Genomic DNA, 21656 nt, shown 5'->3' on the forward strand with positions numbered 1-21656 from the left:
TCACTTCGACATTTTCAGTTGTGACAGAATAATAAACCCAGATAAGGTCAATTTCAAATGAGATTAAGCACGAAAAAAGATGTAGTTATGGATACTGGAAGTACAATAGCAAAAGAAGGGGCGTATTCCAGGTTCCACTCGGCTATGACTTACTATCCATTACTACTTCTTTTTTTAACTATTTCGAATTCAACATTCTGCCAAAATCCGATTGTTCCGGCTGGTGTATATCTGGCCGATCCTTCAGCTCATGTTTGGCACGATGGTAAATTATACGTTTACGGGTCATTGGATGAAAGTACGGAGTATTACTGTTCTTATAAATATCATGTACTCTCTACTTCAGACTTGGTACACTGGGATATAACAGAGAATGTTTTTGCATCAAGAGGTGATAATGACAAGGTCCCTTATTCAGATAAGGAACTTTATGCTCCCGACTGCCAGTTTAAGAATGGAATGTATTATCTGTACTATTGCCAGCCTGACCGGAAAGCAGCAGAAGGGGTTGCTACAAGTAAATTTCCAATAGGACCGTTTACCTCAGGGGCATCAATTGCACTCGGAGGAATAGAAGAGATCGATCCGGCAGTGTTCATTGACGATGATGGACAGGCCTATTATATCTGGGGCCAATTCGATGCGAAAATTGCCAGATTGAAGCCTAATATGACGGAGATCGATTCCTTATCCATTGTTCCCGAATTAGCTACTGAGAAGGAACACTTTTTTCACGAAGGCGCTTTTATGTTTAAAAGAAACGGAATCTATTATCTTGTTTATTCCGATATAAGCCGGGGAAACCAACCAACCTGTATTGGTTATTCTACAAGTGATTCTCCTTGGGGGCCTTTTAAATATGGTGGAGTTATAGTTGATAATGACAATTGTGATCCGTCAACATGGAATAACCATGGTTCTGTCGTAAAATTTAAAGGTCAATGGTATGTCTTCTATCATCGATCCACTCACAACAGTAGAATGATGCGAAAAGCATGTGTTGAGCCCATCACTTTTAATATGGATGGTAGCATAAATGAAGTGGAGATGACTTCTCAGGGGGCTGGACCTCCATTCAATGCGCTGGAGAAAATTGAATCAGAATGCGCCTGTTTGCTTTTGGGGAATTCGAGGATTGAATTATTTGAAACGATGAACGAAAAACTCGGAGGCATTCAAAATGGAGACAAGGTGGCCTACAAGTATATTGACTTTAAAGATGGAGCAGATCAAATTCAGTTTCGGGTAAAAGCTCTTCAAAATGGGGGAAAGATAAGTGTGAGACTTGATCAACCTTGGGGAGCTGAAGTTGGAGTCTTGAATATTCGCGGAGACGAGGCCGGCGATTGGAACACAGTGACTTCAAAAATAAAAAAGGTTGGGGGTGTTCATGCTGTCTGGTTGGCCTTTTCCGGTGATAAGAACGAATTGTTTGAATTAGATTGGTTTGAATTCGCCAATAATTCTGAAATTGAATAGTAAATAAAAATGATATGAACCGAAAAAATAGTTCTATAATAACGATCGTAATTCTCTGCGTAGTTGCAGTTTTTTGTACTCAGTGTAATGCTGACAAGCCCGCAAGGTCAATTGATCGACATGCATTGGTAACCAGGCATAATATTGAGTGGAATGATATGGAAGGACAGATTCCACTTGGTAATGGTGAGTTTTGCTTTAATGTTGACGGAACCGGGTTACAGACATTTGGAGGAAATACTATGGCACACTGGGCTTGGCATTCGTTTCCTCTTCCGGAAGGTGTAACTCAGGATCAGATTCCGGCTACTGGTACTTTTCAGAAAGGACGCAATACGGGACCTGATATTTTCCCCGAAGGAACTTCTGCTATTCGTCAGTACATGTTTGACAATCCCCATAGCTTTAATCTTGGGCGAATCCGTTTGGTCAAATCTGGTGGCCAATCAGTAGCTCCGGAACAAATTCAGAATTTATCCCGGACGATGGATTTATGGACAGGGATTCAAACTTCTTCTTTTTCGGTGGAAGGCAAACCGGTGCAGGTAGAAACGTGCGTAGATCCCTCTACGGATATGGTTTCAGTACGGATTGAATCACCACTTTTCGAAAATGGAGAGTTGGGTATTGCAATCGATTTTCCTTATCCAGCGATTCAACGGAATAAACCTTGGGTGGGCAATTTTAAACGAACCGAGGGCAACTCCACAATTCGTATGAATGATCAGGTAGATGATCAACGTGCTGATTTCCTTAGGGAGATAGATGATGTGGTTTATTATACGTCCTTAAACTGGAGTGACGGTGGAATGCTTAAATCACCTGAGGAAATGGCCCCAAATACCTGGCGTTTGGAGGTTAAAGGCATATCCTCATTTCAGTTTACCTGCGCTTTTTCTTCTAATCCCTTGAAATCGAGTCTACCTGACGTTCATGAATCAGAACAAGCAAATAAAGAACATTGGCCTCTCTTTTGGAAAAAAGGGGGAGCAATAGACTTGTCCGAAAGTAAAGATGAACGCTGGATGGAATTGGAGCGTCGCATTGTACTTTCACAATATTTGACGGCGGTACAGTCTGCCGGAAGTCATCCGCCTGCCGAAGTTGGATTGATGGGAATCGATTCTTGGCGGGGACAATTTCACATGGAAATGATTTGGTGGCATTTGGCGCATTATGCCTTATGGGATCGTTGGGAAATGGCCGATAGTGCTTTGACAATCTATAAGCGTTTCATCCCTACGGCACGTGCACTGGCACAGCAGCTCGGATACAAGGGTTTGCAGTGGCAAAAATCAGCGAGTCCGGAAGGAAGAACAGCTCCGTGGGAGGGGAATCAGGTTCTAATTTGGAAACAGCCTCACCCGATCTTTTTTGCAGAGTTAGAATACCGACTTCATCCCACGCGCGAAACACTTGAAAAGTGGGCTGAGATTATTGAGGGAACTGCGGAATACATGGCAGACTATCCTGTACGTGACGATCAAACTGGAACCTATCATTTGGATCCTGTTATGCCGCCGAGTGAACAGGGAATAACAAAAGATGACATTTTTGATTTGGCCTATTGGAAATGGGGCTTGCAACAAGCTCAACTTTGGCGGGAACGTATGGGATCTGAGAGAAACTCTCATTGGGATGAAGTCATACAAAATCTTGCAGAACTACCGGTGAAGGACGGGCTTTATCTGCATTCACCGGAGTGGGAAGATACCTATACCGAACGTAACTGGGAACACCCCAACACGGTTGGTGTTTGGGGGATGTTACCTCCTCAAAAAGATATGGATTTTGATACAGCACATCGCAGCCTCCTAAAAGTCTGGGAGACTTGGCAGTGGAAACGTTGCTGGGGCTGGGATTTTCCATGGACAGCGATGGCTGCTGCACGCCTTGGCGAACCCCAAATGGCTGTTGACGCTCTGCTGTTAGATGCTGGTACAAAAAACCACTATGATGAACGGGGTGTGTGCACTGGTGGCCCTTGTCCGTATTTGCCTGGTAATGGTGGGCTGTTGTACGCCGTTGCATTGATGACTGCAGGCTGGGATGGCGCTCCAGATAAGAATGCTCCCGGATTTCCGGACGACGGATCGTGGGTGGTAAAATGGGAAGGGCTCAAACCTGCACCATAAAATTTAAAACCTACAATTATGAAAAACTTAAAGATAAAAGACATTCGAATAATCGTATTGGCGATCCTTTGTTTATGCGTATCGGTTGTAAAGGCTCAACTTTCACCGGTTTTTGATAACAAGGATCTTCAACGAGTGCGTACATCGGATTTAAGCCAGGCTTTTATTGTTCCACAACGAATTGTCTGGACTTCGGATAGTACCGGAAAATTCGTACAAAACACCGAAATGCTATTGAGCCCTTCTACCGGGCAATCGGATTTAAGCAGGGGGGATGTATTTACCATCAAGAATGACGGAGTAATGCAACATGGAGTTGTTCTTGATTTTGGAAGAGAAATTCAGGGTGGAATTGAAATTGTTACTTCACGTGGAAATCCAGGTCCTCCGGTTAAAGTGCGCATACGATTGGGAGAGTCGGTGGGCGAGACCATGACCGATGTAGGAGTAAATGGCGCCACAAACGATCATGCGATGCGCGATTTTGAAGTTGCCCTGACGAATATGGGGCGCCTGGAAATCGGTGAATCCGGTTTTCGCTTTGTCAGAATTGATTTGGTGGGAGCTGATGCACAAATACGGATCAAGGAAATTAGCGCTATTTTCAGGTATCGGGATATTCCATACTTGGGATCATTTACCAGTAATGACGAGCGGTTAAACAACATATGGCTTACTGGCGCTTATACGACTCATCTGAATATGCAGGAATACCTATGGGACGGAATAAAACGTGACCGCCTGGTGTGGGTGGGAGATATGCACCCCGAGGTAATGACCATCAATTCAGTTTTTGGATATAATGATGTGGTGCCCAAAACGCTGAATTTTGCAAAAGATCAATATCCACTTCCCAACTGGATGAACGGCATAAGTTCATACTCCATGTGGTGGATAATGATACAACGGGATTGGTATAATTACCAAGGTGATCTGAGCTACCTCAAGGAACAGAAAGAATACTTGGTTGGTTTGCTCCACCAGCTTGCAAAATATATTAATAAAGACGGGAAGGAAATATTGGACGGAGAACGATTTTTGGACTGGCCTACTAGTGAGAATAAAGAAGCAACTGATGCTGGTTACCAAGCCATGATGGTGATGGCCTTTAGCGCTGGAGCCGAGTTGTGTAAGATTCTGGATGAAACCGCAACCGTCTCACTTTGTGAGCAATCAATAGAGAAATTGAAGAAATACGTACCGGAAATGGCAGGCACCAAGCAAGATGCTGCATTGCTTGCTATATCTGGTTTGATTTCCCCTCAAGTGGCAAATGAAAAAGCTCTGAGCCTGGATGGGGTCCATAAAATGTCAACTTTCTATGGTTATTATATGCTCACTGCTCGTGCAATGGCTGGAGACTACCAGGGAGCAATTGACAATATCCGGGAGTACTGGGGAGCTATGCTTGATTTGGGAGCCACTACTTTTTGGGAAGATTTTGACATAGACTGGATGACAAACGCAGCCCGGATTGATGAATTGATCCCAGAAGGGAAAATTGATGTGCATGCTAATTATGGCGATTACTGTTATGTCGGATATCGTCACAGTCTATGTCATGGCTGGGCATCCGGGCCTACTGCTTGGTTGACACAATATGTGCTGGGTGTCAATGTTGTTGAGCCTGGTTGTAAGGTAATAAAACTAGCTCCTCATTTGGGCGATCTAAAGTGGGTCAAAGGTACTTTTCCCACACCCTATGGAATCTTGATCATCGAACATCAGAAAGAGTCTGATGGATCAGTCCGGACAACTTATGAGAAACCTGAGGAAATCAAGGTCATCGTTGAAAATTAAATTCATTAAAAAATACCCCCTGATGAACAAAACAATACAAATCTTTTCGTTGCTCTTCATTAACCTAATCGCAGTGGTTTGTCAAGCACAAACTGTTATTCCACTCTATAATGGTGAGATCCCACCAGGATCTGAAATATTGACAAGGGGAGAAACTGCCCGCCGTGATGAGAATGGAGATATCATTACAATACGGAATGTTTCCATGCCCACTTTAACAGTCGTCCGACCTGAAGAAGATAAAAAGAATGGGACTGCCCTTATAATTTGCCCCGGTGGCGGCTTTCAGGGACTGGCATTTCAACACGAAGGTGCCGAGACGGCTAAATGGTGTATTGAAAAAGGGATTACTGCATTTATTTTAAAATATCGATTAATGCCCTTTCCATATCCGGAATTAGACAGAGCAGAGCAATCACAACGAGATTCAATCTTTATCCCATTTGTTCGTCTTGCAGCGGCAGATGGACTTGAGGCGATTAAGTACGTTAGAAGCCACGCATCGGAATTCGGGATCGATCCAGCAAAAATAGGAATTGTTGGCTATTCGGCTGGAGGGACTGTTACGGGTTCTGTTGCACGGACTTATACGCCGGAATCCCGCCCCGATTTTGTTGTGCCTGTGTATGCTTATTGCGGTGCCATTCTGGGAGATCGTGTTCCTGAAGATGCTCCTCCGATGTTTCTTGCCTGGGCAACAGACGATCCGATTGCAAAAGGAAATCCTGGTCTCTATGAGCAATGGAGAGATACGGGAAAATCTGTTGAAATGCATTGCTTTTATTCGGGAGGACACGGTTTTTCAGTCGTCAAACAAAACAAACCCTCAGATCAATGGCCTACCCTTTTCGAGGAATGGATGATTAATCAAGGGTTTCTGAACAAATAATAGACAACCGGCAGAAAACTAAAAAAGAAGGATAGATGAAAGAACTCAATGTTTTAAACAATAGAAATGTTTTTGCACTCAGTACCGCTCGATTTATGCCGTTTTTGTTCTGTTCCTTGTTTTTGTTTGTTTCTTCCTCCGTGTTCTCTCAAGCGGTGATGTCAAAGAAGACATGGATTATCACTGATTTGCTGAAAGAACGAGAAGATGTCACCGTTTTGGGCAATCCTGAAATAATTGATTCTCCTTATGGCTATGCTGTACAATTTGATGGTGTGGATGATGGCTTCCTTTTGGAGGAGATGCCTTTGAAAGATCTCTCAGAGTTTACCATAGAAATGCTAATCCGGTTTGATCGTGGTGGCACTGAAGAGCAACGCTATTTTCATACAGGAACGGTTAGGCAAGATCGTGTATTAATGGAAATGCGGTCTGACGATGATTCATGGTATCTGGATGGGATGTTTGAATCCAAGACAAAATGGGTTGTCTTGATGGATCAGGAACTGGAGCATCCATTGGATAAGTGGTATCATATCGCATTTACGGTGAAGGATGGTGAGCAGACTACTTTTGTTAATAGGAAGAAAGAACTTGAAGGCATTGTTGAGTTTTCACCAATCGTAGAAGGGAGTACGTCGATTGGTGTTCGTCAGAACAAAATATCATGGTTTAAAGGAGCAATTTATTGCATTCGAATTACCGACAGCGTTATAGACCCATGCGAGTTTATGGGCTTTAAGTAGCTATCTCCAGATGAATAATAAATAACCTCTAAAACTAAAGCTATGACAAACAACAGACGAAATTTCTTAAAGACCTTAGGTGTTGGATCTGCGACACTGGGATTAAGTGGCGTTGGAATAACATCCTGCATTCCATCCGATAAAAAGCCATCTCTGCCGGAGCAGGTAGTGGAGATATCAGAAAACGGAGCTATTGTTGAAACCAAGTTCGGAAAAATAAGGGGCTATCGGCGAAACGGGATTTATACCTATAAAGGCATACCTTACGGTGCTTCAACTGGGGGTAAAAACAGGTTTATGGCACCGCAGGAACCTGAAGCATGGACTGGAGTACGCAATGCTTTAAGTTTTGGGAACGCAGCTCCTCAAGGTGGAGGATTGGGCGACCCGATGCGCCCTGATTTCAGCCATTTTAGTGATTGGTTTACTTATGATTGGGCCGAGAAAAGATATGATGAGGATTGCTTGTCTGTTAATGTATGGACTCCGGAAATTAATAATAATACGAAGCGACCCGTACTCGTTTGGTTTCATGGAGGAGGTTTTGCCGGAGGTTCGTCAATCCAAATAGAAGCTTACATTGGGGAAAATCTTAGCAGAATTGGCGACGCGGTCGTTGTTAGCGTAAACCATCGTCTAAATCTATTCGGATTTTTAAATCTTGGAGCTATTGGAGGAGAAAAATATAAGGATTCTGCGACAGCAGGCATGCAGGATTGTGTTGCGTCCTTGAGATGGGTAAATGAAAATATTGCCAATTTCGGAGGAGATCCCGGTAATGTTACCATCTTCGGTCAATCCGGTGGTGGTGCCAAGGTAAGTCTTTTGATGGCTATGCCTGCAGCTAAAGGGCTGTTCCATAAAGCAATGACCATCAGTGGTGCAATGTTGAAGGTAGCTTCGTATGATTCCCAGGCAGAAAAAGCCCATGCTTTTCTCAAGGCAGCTGGAATCAGTCCCAAAAACATCGATAAAATTCAGGATATACCCTGGCAGGATTTGTATCGGATCACCAGAACAGATCGTGCCTTGGGCTCAATGGTTTACGCTCCTTGTTTGGATAATCTACATATTCCCAGGCATCCTTTTGATCCGTCAGCGCCCTCAATATCAGCAGGAATTCCTATGATTATTGGTAGTTGTACCGGCGAACAATCTCACAGTGGTGACGATCCATCGCTGGAGGATATCACCTTTGAGGAACTTGTGGATCGGATTCAGAATGGTCGGGGAGGTCGTGGACTATTTGTTGGGAATCTTGCTTTTGGAAATCGGACTAAAGATGTGATTGATGCTTATGCTAAAGTATTTCCAGAGAAAAAACCTGTTGCAATTTGGTCATTACTTGGCGGCCGAAATAGTCAGCTTAAACAAGCAGACCTTCAAACGGCTAATGGCGGAGCAGTCTATAACTACTGGTTCGACTGGGCTACCCCGCTTTATGACGGACGTCCAAGGGCTTACCATAATAGCGATTTGCCATTCTGGTTCAGCACAACTGATGTGATGGATACAATGACCGGAGGAGGAGACCGACCGCGTAGACTAGCTGAGAAAATGAGCCTGGCACTGGCTAATTTTGCCAGAACCGGAGATCCTAATCACGAGGGGATTCCATATTGGCCGAAGTATGATCAAGAGCGCGGAGCTGTAATGATTTGGAACGATGTCTGTGAAGTCAGGAACGATCCCGATCGCGAAGCAAGGAATTTAGCCGACGATATTAGAAACTCAAATTCATAAAGATCAACAATGAAACCAATAAACAGAAGATCCTTTCTCGTCACAACCCTCTCGGCAATTCCAGCAGTTGTATTGGCCGGTAATGGACTGATGAGTTTTACATCCTCCGTGATAGAAACCGAAACAATTTATGGCAAAGTAAAAGGATATGATTTTAACGGGGTTAAAATCTTTCGAGGTATTCCTTATGGAGATACAACTGAAGGAGAGGCCAGATTTTTACCACCGAGAAAACCGCAAAGCTGGACAGGTGTAAAAGATTGTACACTCAATGGGCCTCGTTGCATTCAAGGGGGCCGTAGTATTTTTGAAACCGATCGACTTGGACCTTACTTCTCGGGCGGACGTGCAGATCGGTTTGAACTGTCCAAACAGCCCAGTGGCGAAGATTGCTTAAACCTGAATGTCCTGACCCCTGGGATAACAGGTAAACGTCCGGTGATGGTTTATATTCATGGAGGGGGCTTTCAGGATGGTGGTGGGTTGTTAGCGGTTTTTTCAGACCGTCATGTACGGGAACAAGATGTCGTCCTGGTAGGTATCAATCACCGTTTGAATGTCTTTGGATATACTTATTTCGGGGGCATTGATAAAAAATATGAGGTTGGGAATCCCGGTCAGTTGGACTTAGTCGCTGCGCTGGAATGGGTTCGTGATAACATTGAAAGCTTTGGTGGTGATCCGGAAAACGTTACGATTTTCGGTGAGTCAGGTGGGGGAGCAAAAATTTCTACCCTGCTAGCCATGCCTGCTGCAAAAGGCTTGTTCCACAAGGCTGCCATTCAAAGCGGTAGTTTTGTTGGAAAGGCCATGGATGTCGACACCGCTACAAATTCAGCCAGAGAGTTAATGTCAAAATTAGGTGTGACTACTGTCGATGATTTACAGAAAGTTCCGGCAAACGAGTTATTCCGGTCAACAATGGGGGGTGGAATGAGACAGGGGCCGGTCGTTGACGGTCATTCGTTGCCAGGGGATCCCTGGTATCCCGATTCCCCTGAGATATCGGCTAACATACCATTACTGATTGGAAATGATAAAGATGAGGCTACACTTTTTGCCTTGAATAACGAATCTCTTTTCAGTCTAGATAGGGCCGGTTTGCGCAGTGAATTATTGAAGGCAAAAATTCCTGAAGACAAGGTCGATGATCTACTTGCGTTGTATCAAAAAGCACACCCTTCGGATAGTCCAAGTGATTTGTATTTTAGGATTTCGACAGATCGCGGTGCCCGTTACAACGCGGTAAAGCAGGCTGAAATGCAACTAGAACGAGGTCAAGCAGATGTATTTATGTACTACTTCCAGTACAATACGCCAGTGGATGAAGGGAGACTTAGGGCATTTCATACCAGTGACTTACCTCTAATAATGCGTTTGACACTCTATCCTGAGTCGGAGCAGCTTTCCCGTCAATTGAGTGCTGCCTGGGCTGCATTTGCGAGAAATGGCAATCCAGGGACAAAGAATCTAGCTTGGCCAGCATATGCGACAAACGACAGGGCAACAATGATTTTTGATATCAATAAGAGTGAAGTTGTAGCTGATCCAGACAAGGATATACGGGAAATGCTACTGAATATGCCATCTGGATCCCTTCTATAATGCATTATTCAAGGATAGTTTGTCGGCTTGATAATATTTTATTGGAACACTAAACTAAAAAATCAGAAATGAAAAAATCGGTTATTATCGTCATACTTATCTCTTTACTGGTCGGAAATGCTTTTTCCCAGGATATTGTGCACTTGTATGAAGGAAAGGCACCCGGCTCTGAGGATTGGGATTATGCCGAAGTTGAATTTGTAAATCCGGGTACGACTACAAAAATGCTGCGCAATGTTGTTGATCCGACCTTGGAGGTGTTTATGCCGGAAAAATCCATTTCAACAGGAACAGCTGTAATTATTTGTCCAGGAGGAGGCAATGTCTGGCTTTCTTACGAGAGCGAAGGTACAGAGGTAGCGGGATGGCTCGCAAAAAAAGGAATAACTGCGTTTGTCCTTAAATACCGACTAAATAAGACGCCCGAAGATCCAAAGGAGTTTAAAGAATTTTGGAACGGATTTGGGGCAAAAATTAAAGCTATGCGGAAAGCTGAAGAAAAAGCCGATAAGAAAGTTGTTGACCAGTCCGAAACAGATCAACACTATTTCGGGGGAGATGATGGAATCCGGGCTATTCAGTATGTAAAGGAGCATGCAAGTGAATACAATATTAGCCCCAATAAAGTAGGAATGATCGGATTCTCGGCAGGAGCTGGAGTTACAATGCATACGATTTTAAACATTAGTTCTGATAGTCTGCCGGACTTTGCTGCTCTGATATACGGGGGGTGGCTTAGAGGAAAAGATGTACCGGATCATGCCCCGCCTCTTTTTATTTTATGTGCAGCCGATGATCCGATTGCATCCGGGAGTCCAGATTTGTATGCCGCCTGGCGAGCAAAGGGCTTATCTGCCGAACTTCATATTTTCTCTAAAGGAGGACATGGATTTGGAATGGATCAGCACGGACTTCCCGTAAATAAATGGATTGAGAGATTTTATGACTGGCTAAAAATTTCAAAGTTTTAGCCATAACACGAAAGAAATGACAAGTATGCAGTTGAATCGTAAATTGTTGAACAGATCTGGTTTTTATAAAGGATTTTTGATCCTAGTTATTTTCATATTATTGATCGTTGTTAGTTGCACTTCTTCTGAAAATAGGGATGATGAGTCTCCTGTTTACAAAGATAAAAACGCGCCCATTGAAAGTCGGGTTCGTGATTTGATTGGAAGGATGACAATTGAGGAAAAGATCTATCAATTAACGCAAGTGGCATTCGGGAAAAATATGAACATAAATAATATTGGTGGAGAGATGGATAAGATTCCACCAGAGATGGGGTCCATAATTTATGTGAATCAAGATCCAGCAGTTCGAAATGCCCTGCAGAAGAAGGCTATCGAGGATTCTCGTTTGGGTATTCCAATCCTTTTTGCAAACGATATTATACACGGGTTTAAAACAATCTACCCGATTTCTCTGGGGCAGGCATGTTCCTGGAATCCTGAAATTGTAAAGCAGGCATGTGCAGTAGCGGCCAAGGAATCCAGAAGTTCCGGGATTGACTGGACTTTCTCACCCATGGTTGACGTTGCCCGTGATCCACGATGGGGAAGAGTCGCAGAAGGATATGGAGAAGATCCTTATGCAAACGCTGTTTTTTCGATTGCTTCAGTGCAGGGATACCAGGGAGATGATCTCGGCGATGAAAATACCATAGCCGCCTGTTTAAAGCACTATGTCGGTTATGGCGCTTCTGAAGGGGGCAGGGATTACGTTTACACTGAAATTTCGAAGCAAACACTTTGGGACACTTATTTACCTCCTTTTGAGGCTGGCGTAAATGCTGGCGCAGCGACGATCATGAGTGGTTTTCATGATATTAGCGGTGTTCCTGCAAGTGCCAACTATTACACTTTGACAGAGGTATTGAAGGAGAAATGGGGATTTAACGGCTTTGTGGTTTCCGATTGGAACTCTGTTAAACAGCTGAGATCTCAAGGTGTTGCAGGATCAGATAGAGAGGCAACTCTTAAAGCCATTACAGCAGGTGTGGACATGGACATGGCCGACGGGCTTTACCTTGAGAATGTAGCGGAATTAATTAAAGACGGCAGTCTTCCCGTAGCCCGATTAGATGATGCCGTGAGCCGAGTTTTGAGACTCAAATTTCAACTGGCTCTTTTTGATCGTCCATATGTGCTTGAGGTGCCGGAGGAGGAACGCTATTTGCTTCCTGAGTATCTTTTGGTAGCAGAAAAATTAGCAGAGGAGTCCACCGTATTGCTAAAAAATGAACATAAGACGCTTCCGATAAGTAAGAAAGCTTCTTTGGCGATCATTGGTCCAATGGCAAAGGAGCAGGAAAACCTTTTGGGCTCTTGGTCGGCACACGGGGAAGCTAAGGATGTAATCAGCATCTATGAGGCGATGCAACAAGAATTCCCGGATTCAAAGATAATTTATGCCAAAGGATGTGATTTTGAAGGCATCGATAAAACAGGTTTCTCGGAAGCATTAAACGTTGCCCGAAAAGCAGAAATAGTCGTGTTGTGCCTGGGAGAAAAGAATTCATGGAGCGGGGAAAATGCCTCTCGATCAACCATTTCCCTTCCTGAAATTCAGGAAGATCTACTTACGGAACTTAGCCGATTGAACAAACCCATTGTATTATTGCTGACAAATGGGCGTCCGCTGGAATTAGGTCGTATTGAGCCTCATTGTCAGTCTATTGTCGAGATGTGGCAGCCTGGAGTTGTTGGAGGTAATCCAGTTGCAGGTATTATTTCAGGCAGAATTAATCCATCAGGGAAACTCGCGATGACCTTTCCTTTTGCAACCGGACAAATCCCAATCTACTATAATATGAGGCAACAGGGCCGTCCAAGGTCAGGCAAGTACCAGGATATTACGACTGAACCGCTTTTCGAGTTTACTCATGGTTTGAGTTACACATCATTCAAGTATGGAGAATTAAAAGCGGACAAAGATACCATTACGAAAACGGAGAAGTTGGTCATTGACATTTCCGTTTCTAATATTGGAGATAGGGATGGGGCGGAAGTTGTACATTGGTTTGTTACAGATCCTGTAAGTACTGTTTCCAGACCGGTGAAAGAGTTGAGATATTTCGAGAAGCAAATGATTAGAGCGGGACAAGCAAACGTATTTCGTTTTGAAATAGACCCCATGCGGGATCTAAGTTATGTCGATGAATTAGGGAACCGTATGCTTGAATCCGGAGAGTATTATATCTCAGTCAATAATAAAAAGGTGAAAATTAGTTTGATAGATTAAATGATTTAGTTGGTGGATGTTTGTTGTAAGGGATAGATAATCAGTTTCCTAAGAAATGTGTACGTGTGTCTTTATTGTATTTGTACGTCAATCTGATTGGGGACAGGTAGAACGTCTTTAATTCGAAGTTGATTGGCTAATTTGTTGAGGTAATTGGGATTCCCAATAAAAAGCAAATTTAAACTTAGGAATTATGAAAGTTCAGAATAAGAATATTGTTGTTACAGGTGGTGGAGGCGGAATGGGGCGCCAGCTAGTGTTGGCATTACTAAACAAAGGAGCTAAAGTAGCTGCCATCGACATTAATAAAGAGGCGTTGGAGGAAACGGTCTCACTTGCGGGGCCCAATGGTTCAAACCTGAGTTATTTTGTACTTGACATTACGAATAATTTTGCGGTTGTAGAAACGGTTGAACTCATAGTGGCAAAATTTAAAACAATCGATGGACTGATCAATAATGCAGGGATTATTCAAGCATTTGTCGGTGTTAATGAGCTCGACTACGATAAAATTGAACGTGTCTTTAATGTCAATTTCTGGGGAACACTTTATCTCACAAAGACATTATTGCCTCACCTATTGTCCAGGCCTGAAGCCCATATTGTCAACGTGTCGAGCATGGGTGGTTTCATGTCTTTCCCCACACAAACAATCTATGGTGCCTCTAAGGCGGCGGTAAAAATTCTGACAGAAGGGCTTTATGCCGAGTTAAAGGATACAAAAGTCAGGGTGACTGTCATTCATCCTGGAGCTATAGCAACTAATATCACGGTAAACTCTGGTTTGGATGGACCGAAGGTCGATGCTGATAGCTCTGCAAAAGATGGAATGGCTTTATCACCTGTGATAGCTGCAGATCTCATAATCAGAGCGATGGAGAAAAATAAATTCAGAGCTACTGTGGGAAAAGATGCATGGGTATTAGATAAGCTTTATCGTTTATCGCCCAAAATTGCTACTAATTTTATAGGTAAAATGATGAAGAAGAGTCTAGGCCAACAAAAATAATTTGTTGTTGGTGTGCTTTCTGTATTTGAAACATGTCAGATGATGGGATTGAGATTTTTTCAGTATCGTATTCTTTTTACCGAACTCATTGAAAAGCTAATTAAATCAGTAACTAAAAATCAAATTAACGATGGAAGGAATTAAAGACAAAGTAATTGTATTTGCCGGCGCTGGCGGAATTGCCGACGGGACAGCAAAATTTCTAGGAGCTGGAGGTGCCAAAATAGTTGTTGGAGATATTGTGAAGGAAAACGCCGAACGTTGCGTAAAGATAGCGAAAGACGCTGGTGGAGATGGCGTCGCGGCAGTGCTTGATATTTCCAATGCAGATCAAGTGAAAAGTTTGATTGATTTGGCCATTGATAAATATGGTAAGATTAACGGCTTATTCAACGTGGCTGCCAATATTCAGCCGGAAGAGGTTGCTAAGGATACCAATCCGGTCGACATCGATTTGGCAGTTTGGCAGCGTAATATCGATATTAATCTTACTGGTTATATGCTTACTTCCAAATACGCTATTCCGCACATTTTGGAAGCTGGTGGAGGTTCAATTGTTAATACGATTTCCGATGCTGTCTATGCCGGAATGCCAGACAAACTTACCTATTCGGTTACGAAAGCCGGAATTGGAGCGTTGACGCGAAATATAGCCGCAAGGTATGGAAAACAAGGTATTCGGTGCAACGCTGTTTCTCCAGGTTTAGTTTTGACAGAGGCTGGACTTCAAAACTCAGGTCATTTGGTTGAAATGGTACTGCAAATGATGCCTGCGCCGAGGGTTGGAAAGCCCGAGGACATGGGGTCAATGGTATCCTTCCTGCTTTCAGATCTTACAGAATGGATTACTGGCCAAACAATCTGTGTTGATGGTGGAGCGGTGATGAGAACTTAGGAGTGATCCACGATTAAAGTTAATGGCCTTTAGTTTGGTTGATATCAAACAAAGTGAATTGGGTGATACGTCTTTTAATGAATCCGAATTTGAGTTCTAGATTAAGCTCAAATCCGGATTCATTGTTTAATAGGCTATACAGAGCTATTTCAATTCGATTCTACTACTAATTTGATAGAGGATTTCTAGGACTGGTTGAAAGAAAGCCTCTATTTGGGGTGCTTCGAGTGTAATTTTTGCTTTGATGAAATATTCAGGATGAAAAGTGAGAAGTTTAATAATGATCCTCGTAATGCGTTGTTACACTGAGTCCTAAATAATGCGTACACACTTTTTTGCTAATTCTGTACGTCAATCTAACTTGGGGATTCTAGGTAGTCTTTATAGCGGCCTTCATAGACTATGTTTGCTTGTAAAAATATCTAAGCATGACGGCTAAAAGATTAAACCTAACAATCTCACTGTTGATGTTCATTTGTTTTCAAAGTCTTTCGCAGGAAAAACATAAAATGAATATCAACCAACTCTTAAAATTTGCGACCGAAAACAACTACGAACTTCGCGAAGCAAAGTTTAACCAAATCCAGAGTGAATTGACCATCAAAGAGACCAGAGCAAACGGTCTGCCAAAGATTGATGGTGAAATGGATTACAAAAACTATTTAAGTCTTCCAACCATGATTCTCCCGGGAGAATTGACCGGTGTTGCCGGAGCTCCCGACATTGAAGCACAGTTTGGAACAAAACACAATCTTGATGCATCCATTCAGTATTCACAATTGCTTTTCTCTCTGAAATACATCAACGCTTTAAAAACCACCAAGAAAGTTAACGAAATCAGACAGTTGGAAGTTGATAAGTCTGAAGAAGAGCTAATTCAGCTACTGTATTCGGAATATTATAACCTGCTTGCCATCTACAAAAATCTCGACATTATCGAAAGTAATATGGAGTCGCTCCAATTAAACCGTGACAATGTTGCCGCACTTGTAGATGGAGGATTGGCTCTACAAACTGATTTGGATAAGATCGACGTTAATTACGCGAATCTTGAGGCCAGCCGGGAAAATGTTCTTTCCGGAATTGATATACAAACCAATAACTTAAAATACGTCATCGGCATGGCGCCGGACACCAAACTTGAAGTGGATACAGCTGGTTTTAGTCAGCAATTCGCCAACGCGCGGTTTATTGACAAATACAACGGTGATTCATTGGATATAAACAATTTGATTGAAGTCTCTATCTTGAATAAAAACCTGGAATTGAACGAGTCGCAAATTAAGTTGGCAAAATCAGAACCAACACCGACTGTTGCATTCTATGGCAGCTATATGTACCAAGCTCAGCGAGACGAGTTCAACTTGTTCAACCCGGATGAAAGCTGGTTTAAAGTAAATCTGATTGGGGTCAAAGCGACGATCCCGATTTTTGCAGGACTCGGAAACCGAGCCAAAATCAGCAATGCTAAAATTGACCGGGAAATTACCTTGGATAGGCTTGCTAAAGCCAAACAAGGCTTGAGCCTTCAGTATCAAAATGCCATGATGACCTACCGCACCAGCATGAAGAACTGCCGTATACAAAGCGATAACGTTGAACTTTCTGCAAGAGTCAAAAAACAAGAAGAAATAAAGTATAAAGAAGGAATAGGAACACTTACAGACTACCTGATCTCTGAAAGCGATTACCGCAATGCTCAAATCAATTTTGTACAAAACTTCCTGAACATGAAGAAAGCGGAAATTGATCTTCTCAAAGCAAAAGGACTTCTAAAATCATTCGCGGGCTTAAATCAATTACCTGAATAAAAACACACAAGGGATAAGAGCCATATTCATCAAGTATTACATCAGAATTAAAACAACATAAAATGAAAAATATAATTAAAAAAACGCTTTACACACTTGCTACCGTTTTGGTATGCGTTTTAATATTTTTTCAACTTCAGTCCAACAAAGCTGAAACAGCTAAAATAACCGAGTTTGCTACACAAACAGGAAATTTCTACCCTGTAAAAGCAATGATAGTTAAGGCAGGAACTTTAGAAACCGACATGGAAACGACTGGATTTATACAGTCGGAAACGGACCTGGATGTTCTCGCTGAAACACAGGGAACAATTAAAGAAGTCTATAAAGAAAAGGGCGATTACGTTATAAAAGGAGACATTATTGCCAAAGTTGACGATGAATTGTTGGCAGCACAGCTGTCTGCTAGTAAAGCTACCTATGAGCAGTTGAAAAAAGAGGTTGACCGCTTTACAAAACTTCATAAGCAGAATGCGGTGACAAGTCAGAATCTGGAAGAAGTTAAGCTAAACTTTGAATCTGCAGAAGCCAACTATATTTCGGCTAAAAGACAATTTGATGACACCCGGATAAAAGCCCCAGTAAGCGGATTCATCGAAAATGACTTCATTGAAGAAGGGCAATACATTTCACGGAACGGTAAGGTTTGCAACATTATCGATTCGAAAAAACTAAAGCTGAAAGTTTCGGTAGCTGAACGCGATTACCAGCATATCAAAATCGGACAGAAAGTTAGAATCAGTACACCTGTTTATTCGGATACTGAGTTCGACGGTAGCATTGCTTATATCGGAAAAAAAGCTGGTTTTGGAAATACTTTTGACGCTGACATTAAGGTGATTGGCGACCAGCAGAATCTGCTAAAAGCAGGCATGTTTGTTACGGCTAACATTGCGCTGGAAAATGACAGCCAGGGTATTTATGTTCCCAGAAAAGCGATCAACGGATCACTAAAAGATGCATCTGTTTATATCATCGAAAATGGAGTTGCGGTTTCCAGGAACGTAAAGATCGGAGGTGGAGTTGATAACCTGGTGGAAGTTACTGATGGATTGGTCCCTGGAGAAACACTTGTGACGGAAGGAAACTACAGCATTTTTAACGGTGCTAAAGTTAAAATTTTGGACTAATCCCCGATACACTTCGGATCAAATCAAAATAAAGAACAGATGAAACTCGTAAGCTTATCCATAAAAAGAAGCACAGTCCCAATTGTGTTATTCACAATTTTGATTCTTTTGGGCTTGTTCTCAGCCACAAAAATAAAATATGCCTTGATGCCTGAAATCACGACTGCAACGGTTGTTGTTTCTACGGTTTACCCGGGTGCAGGGCCAAATGAAGTTCAGCAATCAGTCACCATCCCAATAGAAGATGCTGTGGCATCACTGAGTGGAATTGAAGAAATTGAATCAAGCTCAATTGAAAACCTTTCGATCGTAACGCTATCCTTGGCATTGGATGCCAATGTAGATGTAGCTGTTCAGGAAGCAACACAAAAAATCAATAGTATAGTTGCTGACCTGCCCAAAGAAATTCGGACACCATCGATTGAGAAATTTGATTTAAGTGCCCTGCCCATCTTTGTTGCAGGGGTACAATCGGATCTTTCAGAGACGGAATTTTTCGATTTCGTAGATAACCGGATAAAACCAGAACTAGCCAGTATCCCCGGCGTTTCTAGGGTAGAACTGTCAGGAGGTTTGGAACGGGAAATTAAAATCATGCTAGATCCTAAGAAATTAGAGGCAAACAAACTCAATTTGCTTGAGGTTTCGATGATGATTGAATATGCTAACATGGAACTTCCGACCGGAAAGTTGAAGACCAACACTAACGAGATGACAATTCGTTTGTCCGGGAAAATAAGAACAATCAAAGAATTAAAAGACATCATTGTCGGTGGATCAAAAAATGGAGCTGTAGTTAAATTAGCAGACATTGCCGATATCTACGATGGAATCGCTGATCCCGAGAAAATTACACGGATTGACGGAGCTGAGACAATCGGTATTGAAATCAGTAAGCAGAAAGATGCCAACTCGGTTGAAGTTGCCAAACTTGTTCGGGCAAAGTTTGCAGAGCTTGAAGCGACCTATCAAAAAGACAATCTGAAGTTTTCAACAGCCGACGATCAATCTCGCTTTACAATTGCTGCAGCAGATGCTGTAATGCACGACTTGGTACTGGCCATTATCCTGGTGTCGCTCATCATGCTGGTCTTTCTACATAGCATGCGTAACTCAATCTTTGTATTGGTCGCCATTCCAACTTCTTTGGTTTCCACTTTTACAGCCATGTACTTGTTTGGGTTCTCCTTCGACTTAATTAGTTTAACATCACTCTCACTTGTCGTCGGCTCGCTGGTTGATGACGCCATTGTTGTCATTGAAAACATCTACCGACATATGGAGATGGGGAAAAACCGGATTCAGGCTTCTTATTTTGCGGTCAAAGAACTCGGCATGACTGTTACCGCTATTACGCTGGTATTGGTTGCCGTATTCCTGCCGATCGCCTTTGTTACCGGAATTGTTGGAGATATCCTTCGTGAATATGCTGTTACAATCGTAGTATCCATGCTATTGAGTTTGCTGGTTTCTTTCACACTGGTTCCTTGGATGACTTCAAAATGGGCCAAATTAGCGACTCCAAAAGAAAACTTTTTGGGGAAGCTACTGGGAATTTTTGAACGTGGAATAGATAAGTTTAATGCTGTTATTCACGGAGCCATGCTTTGGGCTCTGAAACACAAACTGATTACAATTATTGGTTCAACTATTTTGTTTTTCGGGTCATTCATGCTGTTTCCTGCTGGTTATATCGGCGCTGAATTTGCCTCATCCGGCGACAGGGGCTCATTTATATTGAGACTTGAGTTCCCACATGATATAAGCCTTGCTGAGAACAATAGTACCACACGAAAAGTAGAAGAGTTTTTAATGAATCAACCCGAAGTTGATATGGTTTATACGACGGTTGGTAAAAAATCAGGAATCATTTCGACTTCTGCCACTCCCTATTACAGTGAAATAAGTGTGAATATGGTACCCTTGGATCAACGAAATATCTCGACCAATATTTTTTCCAGAAAAATTCGTTCACAATTGGAAGAAAGGATTATTGGCGCAAAGATAAAAGCTGTTGCTGTTAACCTGATGGGGAGCGAAGATGTTCCATTAAAATACTATATCGTTGGGCATGATATTGATAGTGTAATGTCCTATTCGCATAATGTTCTCAAAACATTAAAGTCCATTAACGGGACGGTAGAAACGGAACTAAGTGTTGACTTGGCCAACCCCGAATATAACATTGTGGTAGACCGCGATAAGATGACTAAGCTTGGTCTGAACCTGGCAACTGTCGGTGGAATTCTGAGAACATCATTCGCGGGAAATACCGACAACAAATTCCGCGATGGCGAACAGGAATATGATATTAACATCCAGCTTAACGAAGCGGACCGTAGAAACAAAAGCGATCTGGAAAACATCGCTTTTGTTTCCATGAGCACGGGAGAATTAATAAAACTATCTCAGTTTGCGGATATTGCAGAAAGTACCGGACCTTCAAAATTAGAACGATATAATCGTTCTCCGTCTGTCCAATTAACCAGTCAGATTTTTGGGGTATCTCAAGGTACGGTTCAGTCTGAATTTACAGATAAACTAAGCCAGATACGCGCACCGGAATCAACAAAGGTGACGACATCAAAACAAACAAAATTGATGGCTGAATCATTTGCCGACCTGGGCCTGGCCTTTTTAGCAGCTATTATATCGGTATACCTGATTATGGTTGTCCTCTACAACAGCTGGGCTGATCCATTTGTCGTCATGTTTTCCATTCCATTGTCAATTACCGGTGCCATTTGGGCCCTGGCATTGGCAAACCTGACCTTAAACATATTCTCGATTTTGGGGATGGTTATGCTCGTTGGCCTGGTGGCAAAGAATGCGATTCTAATTGTCGACTTTGCTAATGAGCTAATGAGTCAGGGGAAGGAACTGGTCTCTGCCATTTCTGAGGCAGTGGAGCTACGGTTCAGACCAATCCTAATGACCAACGTTTCGATGATTATTGGGTTGATTCCACTGGCTTTTTCTCAGAGTGAGGGTGCAGAATGGAAAAACGGCATCGGCTGGACATTGATTGGTGGACTGACCGTTTCAATGGTACTGTCAATGATTATTGTTCCTGTAGTTTTCTATATCGTAAAAAGACTTCAGCTAAAGATGGGAGTTTTAGATAAACAGGAAATTCAATTTGAAGATTACAATCTAAGTTAGATTATTGAA

At 42.5% G+C, this 21656-nt stretch carries 14 protein-coding genes; all 14 read left to right on the forward strand.

From position 1 onward, the window contains the following. The first annotated feature begins 87 nt into the window (after positions 1–87). The 14 genes from GJV22_RS21335 to GJV22_RS21400 all read left to right on the forward strand — a co-directional run bounded on the left by GJV22_RS21335 (position 88) and on the right by GJV22_RS21400 (position 21647). Entirely contained in the window at positions 88–1479 is a 1392-nt protein-coding gene (locus GJV22_RS21335) for a family 43 glycosylhydrolase (protein WP_163718515.1), read from the forward strand. Positions 1480–1637: 158 nt separating this feature from the next. Beyond that, positions 1638–3614, forward strand: coding sequence for a hypothetical protein (locus GJV22_RS21340; RefSeq protein WP_163718517.1), 1977 nt, complete (start codon positions 1638–1640; stop codon positions 3612–3614). A gap of 18 nt (positions 3615–3632) precedes the next feature. Next, positions 3633–5414: an alpha-L-rhamnosidase-related protein gene (locus tag GJV22_RS21345; protein WP_163718519.1), complete on the forward strand. Its 1782-nt coding sequence runs from the start codon at positions 3633–3635 to the stop codon at positions 5412–5414. Between the two features lie 22 nt (positions 5415–5436). After that, positions 5437–6303, forward strand: coding sequence for an alpha/beta hydrolase (locus tag GJV22_RS21350; RefSeq protein WP_163718522.1), 867 nt, complete (start codon positions 5437–5439; stop codon positions 6301–6303). 35 nt (positions 6304–6338) lie between these two features. After that, positions 6339–7049 (forward strand): LamG domain-containing protein, encoded by a 711-nt coding sequence (locus tag GJV22_RS21355; RefSeq protein WP_163718523.1) that lies wholly within the window; start codon positions 6339–6341, stop codon positions 7047–7049. A gap of 42 nt (positions 7050–7091) precedes the next feature. Then, a complete protein-coding gene (locus tag GJV22_RS21360; protein ID WP_163718525.1) occupies positions 7092–8792 on the forward strand; it encodes a carboxylesterase/lipase family protein in 1701 nt (566 codons plus the stop codon). A 9-nt stretch (positions 8793–8801) separates the two neighbouring features. Beyond that, positions 8802–10397 (forward strand): carboxylesterase/lipase family protein, encoded by a 1596-nt coding sequence (locus GJV22_RS21365; protein WP_163718527.1) that lies wholly within the window; start codon positions 8802–8804, stop codon positions 10395–10397. A gap of 68 nt (positions 10398–10465) precedes the next feature. Beyond that, a complete protein-coding gene (locus tag GJV22_RS21370; RefSeq protein ID WP_163718529.1) occupies positions 10466–11368 on the forward strand; it encodes an alpha/beta hydrolase in 903 nt (300 codons plus the stop codon). A 76-nt stretch (positions 11369–11444) separates the two neighbouring features. After that, entirely contained in the window at positions 11445–13640 is a 2196-nt protein-coding gene (locus GJV22_RS21375; RefSeq protein ID WP_205461996.1) for a glycoside hydrolase family 3 N-terminal domain-containing protein, read from the forward strand. Positions 13641–13833: 193 nt separating this feature from the next. Then, positions 13834–14649, forward strand: a complete 816-nt coding sequence (locus GJV22_RS21380; protein ID WP_163718531.1) for an SDR family NAD(P)-dependent oxidoreductase — start codon at positions 13834–13836, stop codon at positions 14647–14649. A gap of 130 nt (positions 14650–14779) precedes the next feature. After that, positions 14780–15544 (forward strand): SDR family NAD(P)-dependent oxidoreductase, encoded by a 765-nt coding sequence (locus GJV22_RS21385; RefSeq protein WP_163718532.1) that lies wholly within the window; start codon positions 14780–14782, stop codon positions 15542–15544. Positions 15545–15972: 428 nt separating this feature from the next. Next, positions 15973–17355: a TolC family protein gene (locus GJV22_RS21390; RefSeq protein WP_163718535.1), complete on the forward strand. Its 1383-nt coding sequence runs from the start codon at positions 15973–15975 to the stop codon at positions 17353–17355. Between the two features lie 62 nt (positions 17356–17417). Next, positions 17418–18485, forward strand: coding sequence for an efflux RND transporter periplasmic adaptor subunit (locus GJV22_RS21395; protein WP_163718537.1), 1068 nt, complete (start codon positions 17418–17420; stop codon positions 18483–18485). 39 nt (positions 18486–18524) lie between these two features. Further along, the gene (locus GJV22_RS21400) at positions 18525–21647 is read left to right on the forward strand and encodes an efflux RND transporter permease subunit (protein WP_163718539.1); all 3123 of its coding nucleotides are present in this window, start codon (positions 18525–18527) and stop codon (positions 21645–21647) included. Positions 21648–21656: the final 9 nt, after the last annotated feature.

The organism is Mangrovibacterium lignilyticum, from assembly GCF_010882175.1.
Lineage (GTDB): Bacteria > Bacteroidota > Bacteroidia > Bacteroidales > Prolixibacteraceae > Mangrovibacterium > Mangrovibacterium lignilyticum.

Bases quoted from the DNA above. Each gene is read 5' to 3' on its own strand.
- GJV22_RS21335 (WP_163718515.1), top strand. From the start codon at position 88: ATGGATACTGGAAGTACAATAGCAAAAGAAGGGGCGTATTCCAGGTTC.
- GJV22_RS21340 (WP_163718517.1), top strand. From the start codon at position 1,638: ATGGAAGGACAGATTCCACTTGGTAATGGTGAGTTTTGCTTTAATGTT.
- GJV22_RS21345 (WP_163718519.1), top strand. From the start codon at position 3,633: ATGAAAAACTTAAAGATAAAAGACATTCGAATAATCGTATTGGCGATC.
- GJV22_RS21350 (WP_163718522.1), top strand. From the start codon at position 5,437: ATGAACAAAACAATACAAATCTTTTCGTTGCTCTTCATTAACCTAATC.
- GJV22_RS21355 (WP_163718523.1), top strand. From the start codon at position 6,339: ATGAAAGAACTCAATGTTTTAAACAATAGAAATGTTTTTGCACTCAGT.
- GJV22_RS21360 (WP_163718525.1), top strand. From the start codon at position 7,092: ATGACAAACAACAGACGAAATTTCTTAAAGACCTTAGGTGTTGGATCT.
- GJV22_RS21365 (WP_163718527.1), top strand. From the start codon at position 8,802: ATGAAACCAATAAACAGAAGATCCTTTCTCGTCACAACCCTCTCGGCA.
- GJV22_RS21370 (WP_163718529.1), top strand. From the start codon at position 10,466: ATGAAAAAATCGGTTATTATCGTCATACTTATCTCTTTACTGGTCGGA.
- GJV22_RS21380 (WP_163718531.1), top strand. From the start codon at position 13,834: ATGAAAGTTCAGAATAAGAATATTGTTGTTACAGGTGGTGGAGGCGGA.
- GJV22_RS21385 (WP_163718532.1), top strand. From the start codon at position 14,780: ATGGAAGGAATTAAAGACAAAGTAATTGTATTTGCCGGCGCTGGCGGA.
- GJV22_RS21390 (WP_163718535.1), top strand. From the start codon at position 15,973: ATGACGGCTAAAAGATTAAACCTAACAATCTCACTGTTGATGTTCATT.
- GJV22_RS21395 (WP_163718537.1), top strand. From the start codon at position 17,418: ATGAAAAATATAATTAAAAAAACGCTTTACACACTTGCTACCGTTTTG.
- GJV22_RS21400 (WP_163718539.1), top strand. From the start codon at position 18,525: ATGAAACTCGTAAGCTTATCCATAAAAAGAAGCACAGTCCCAATTGTG.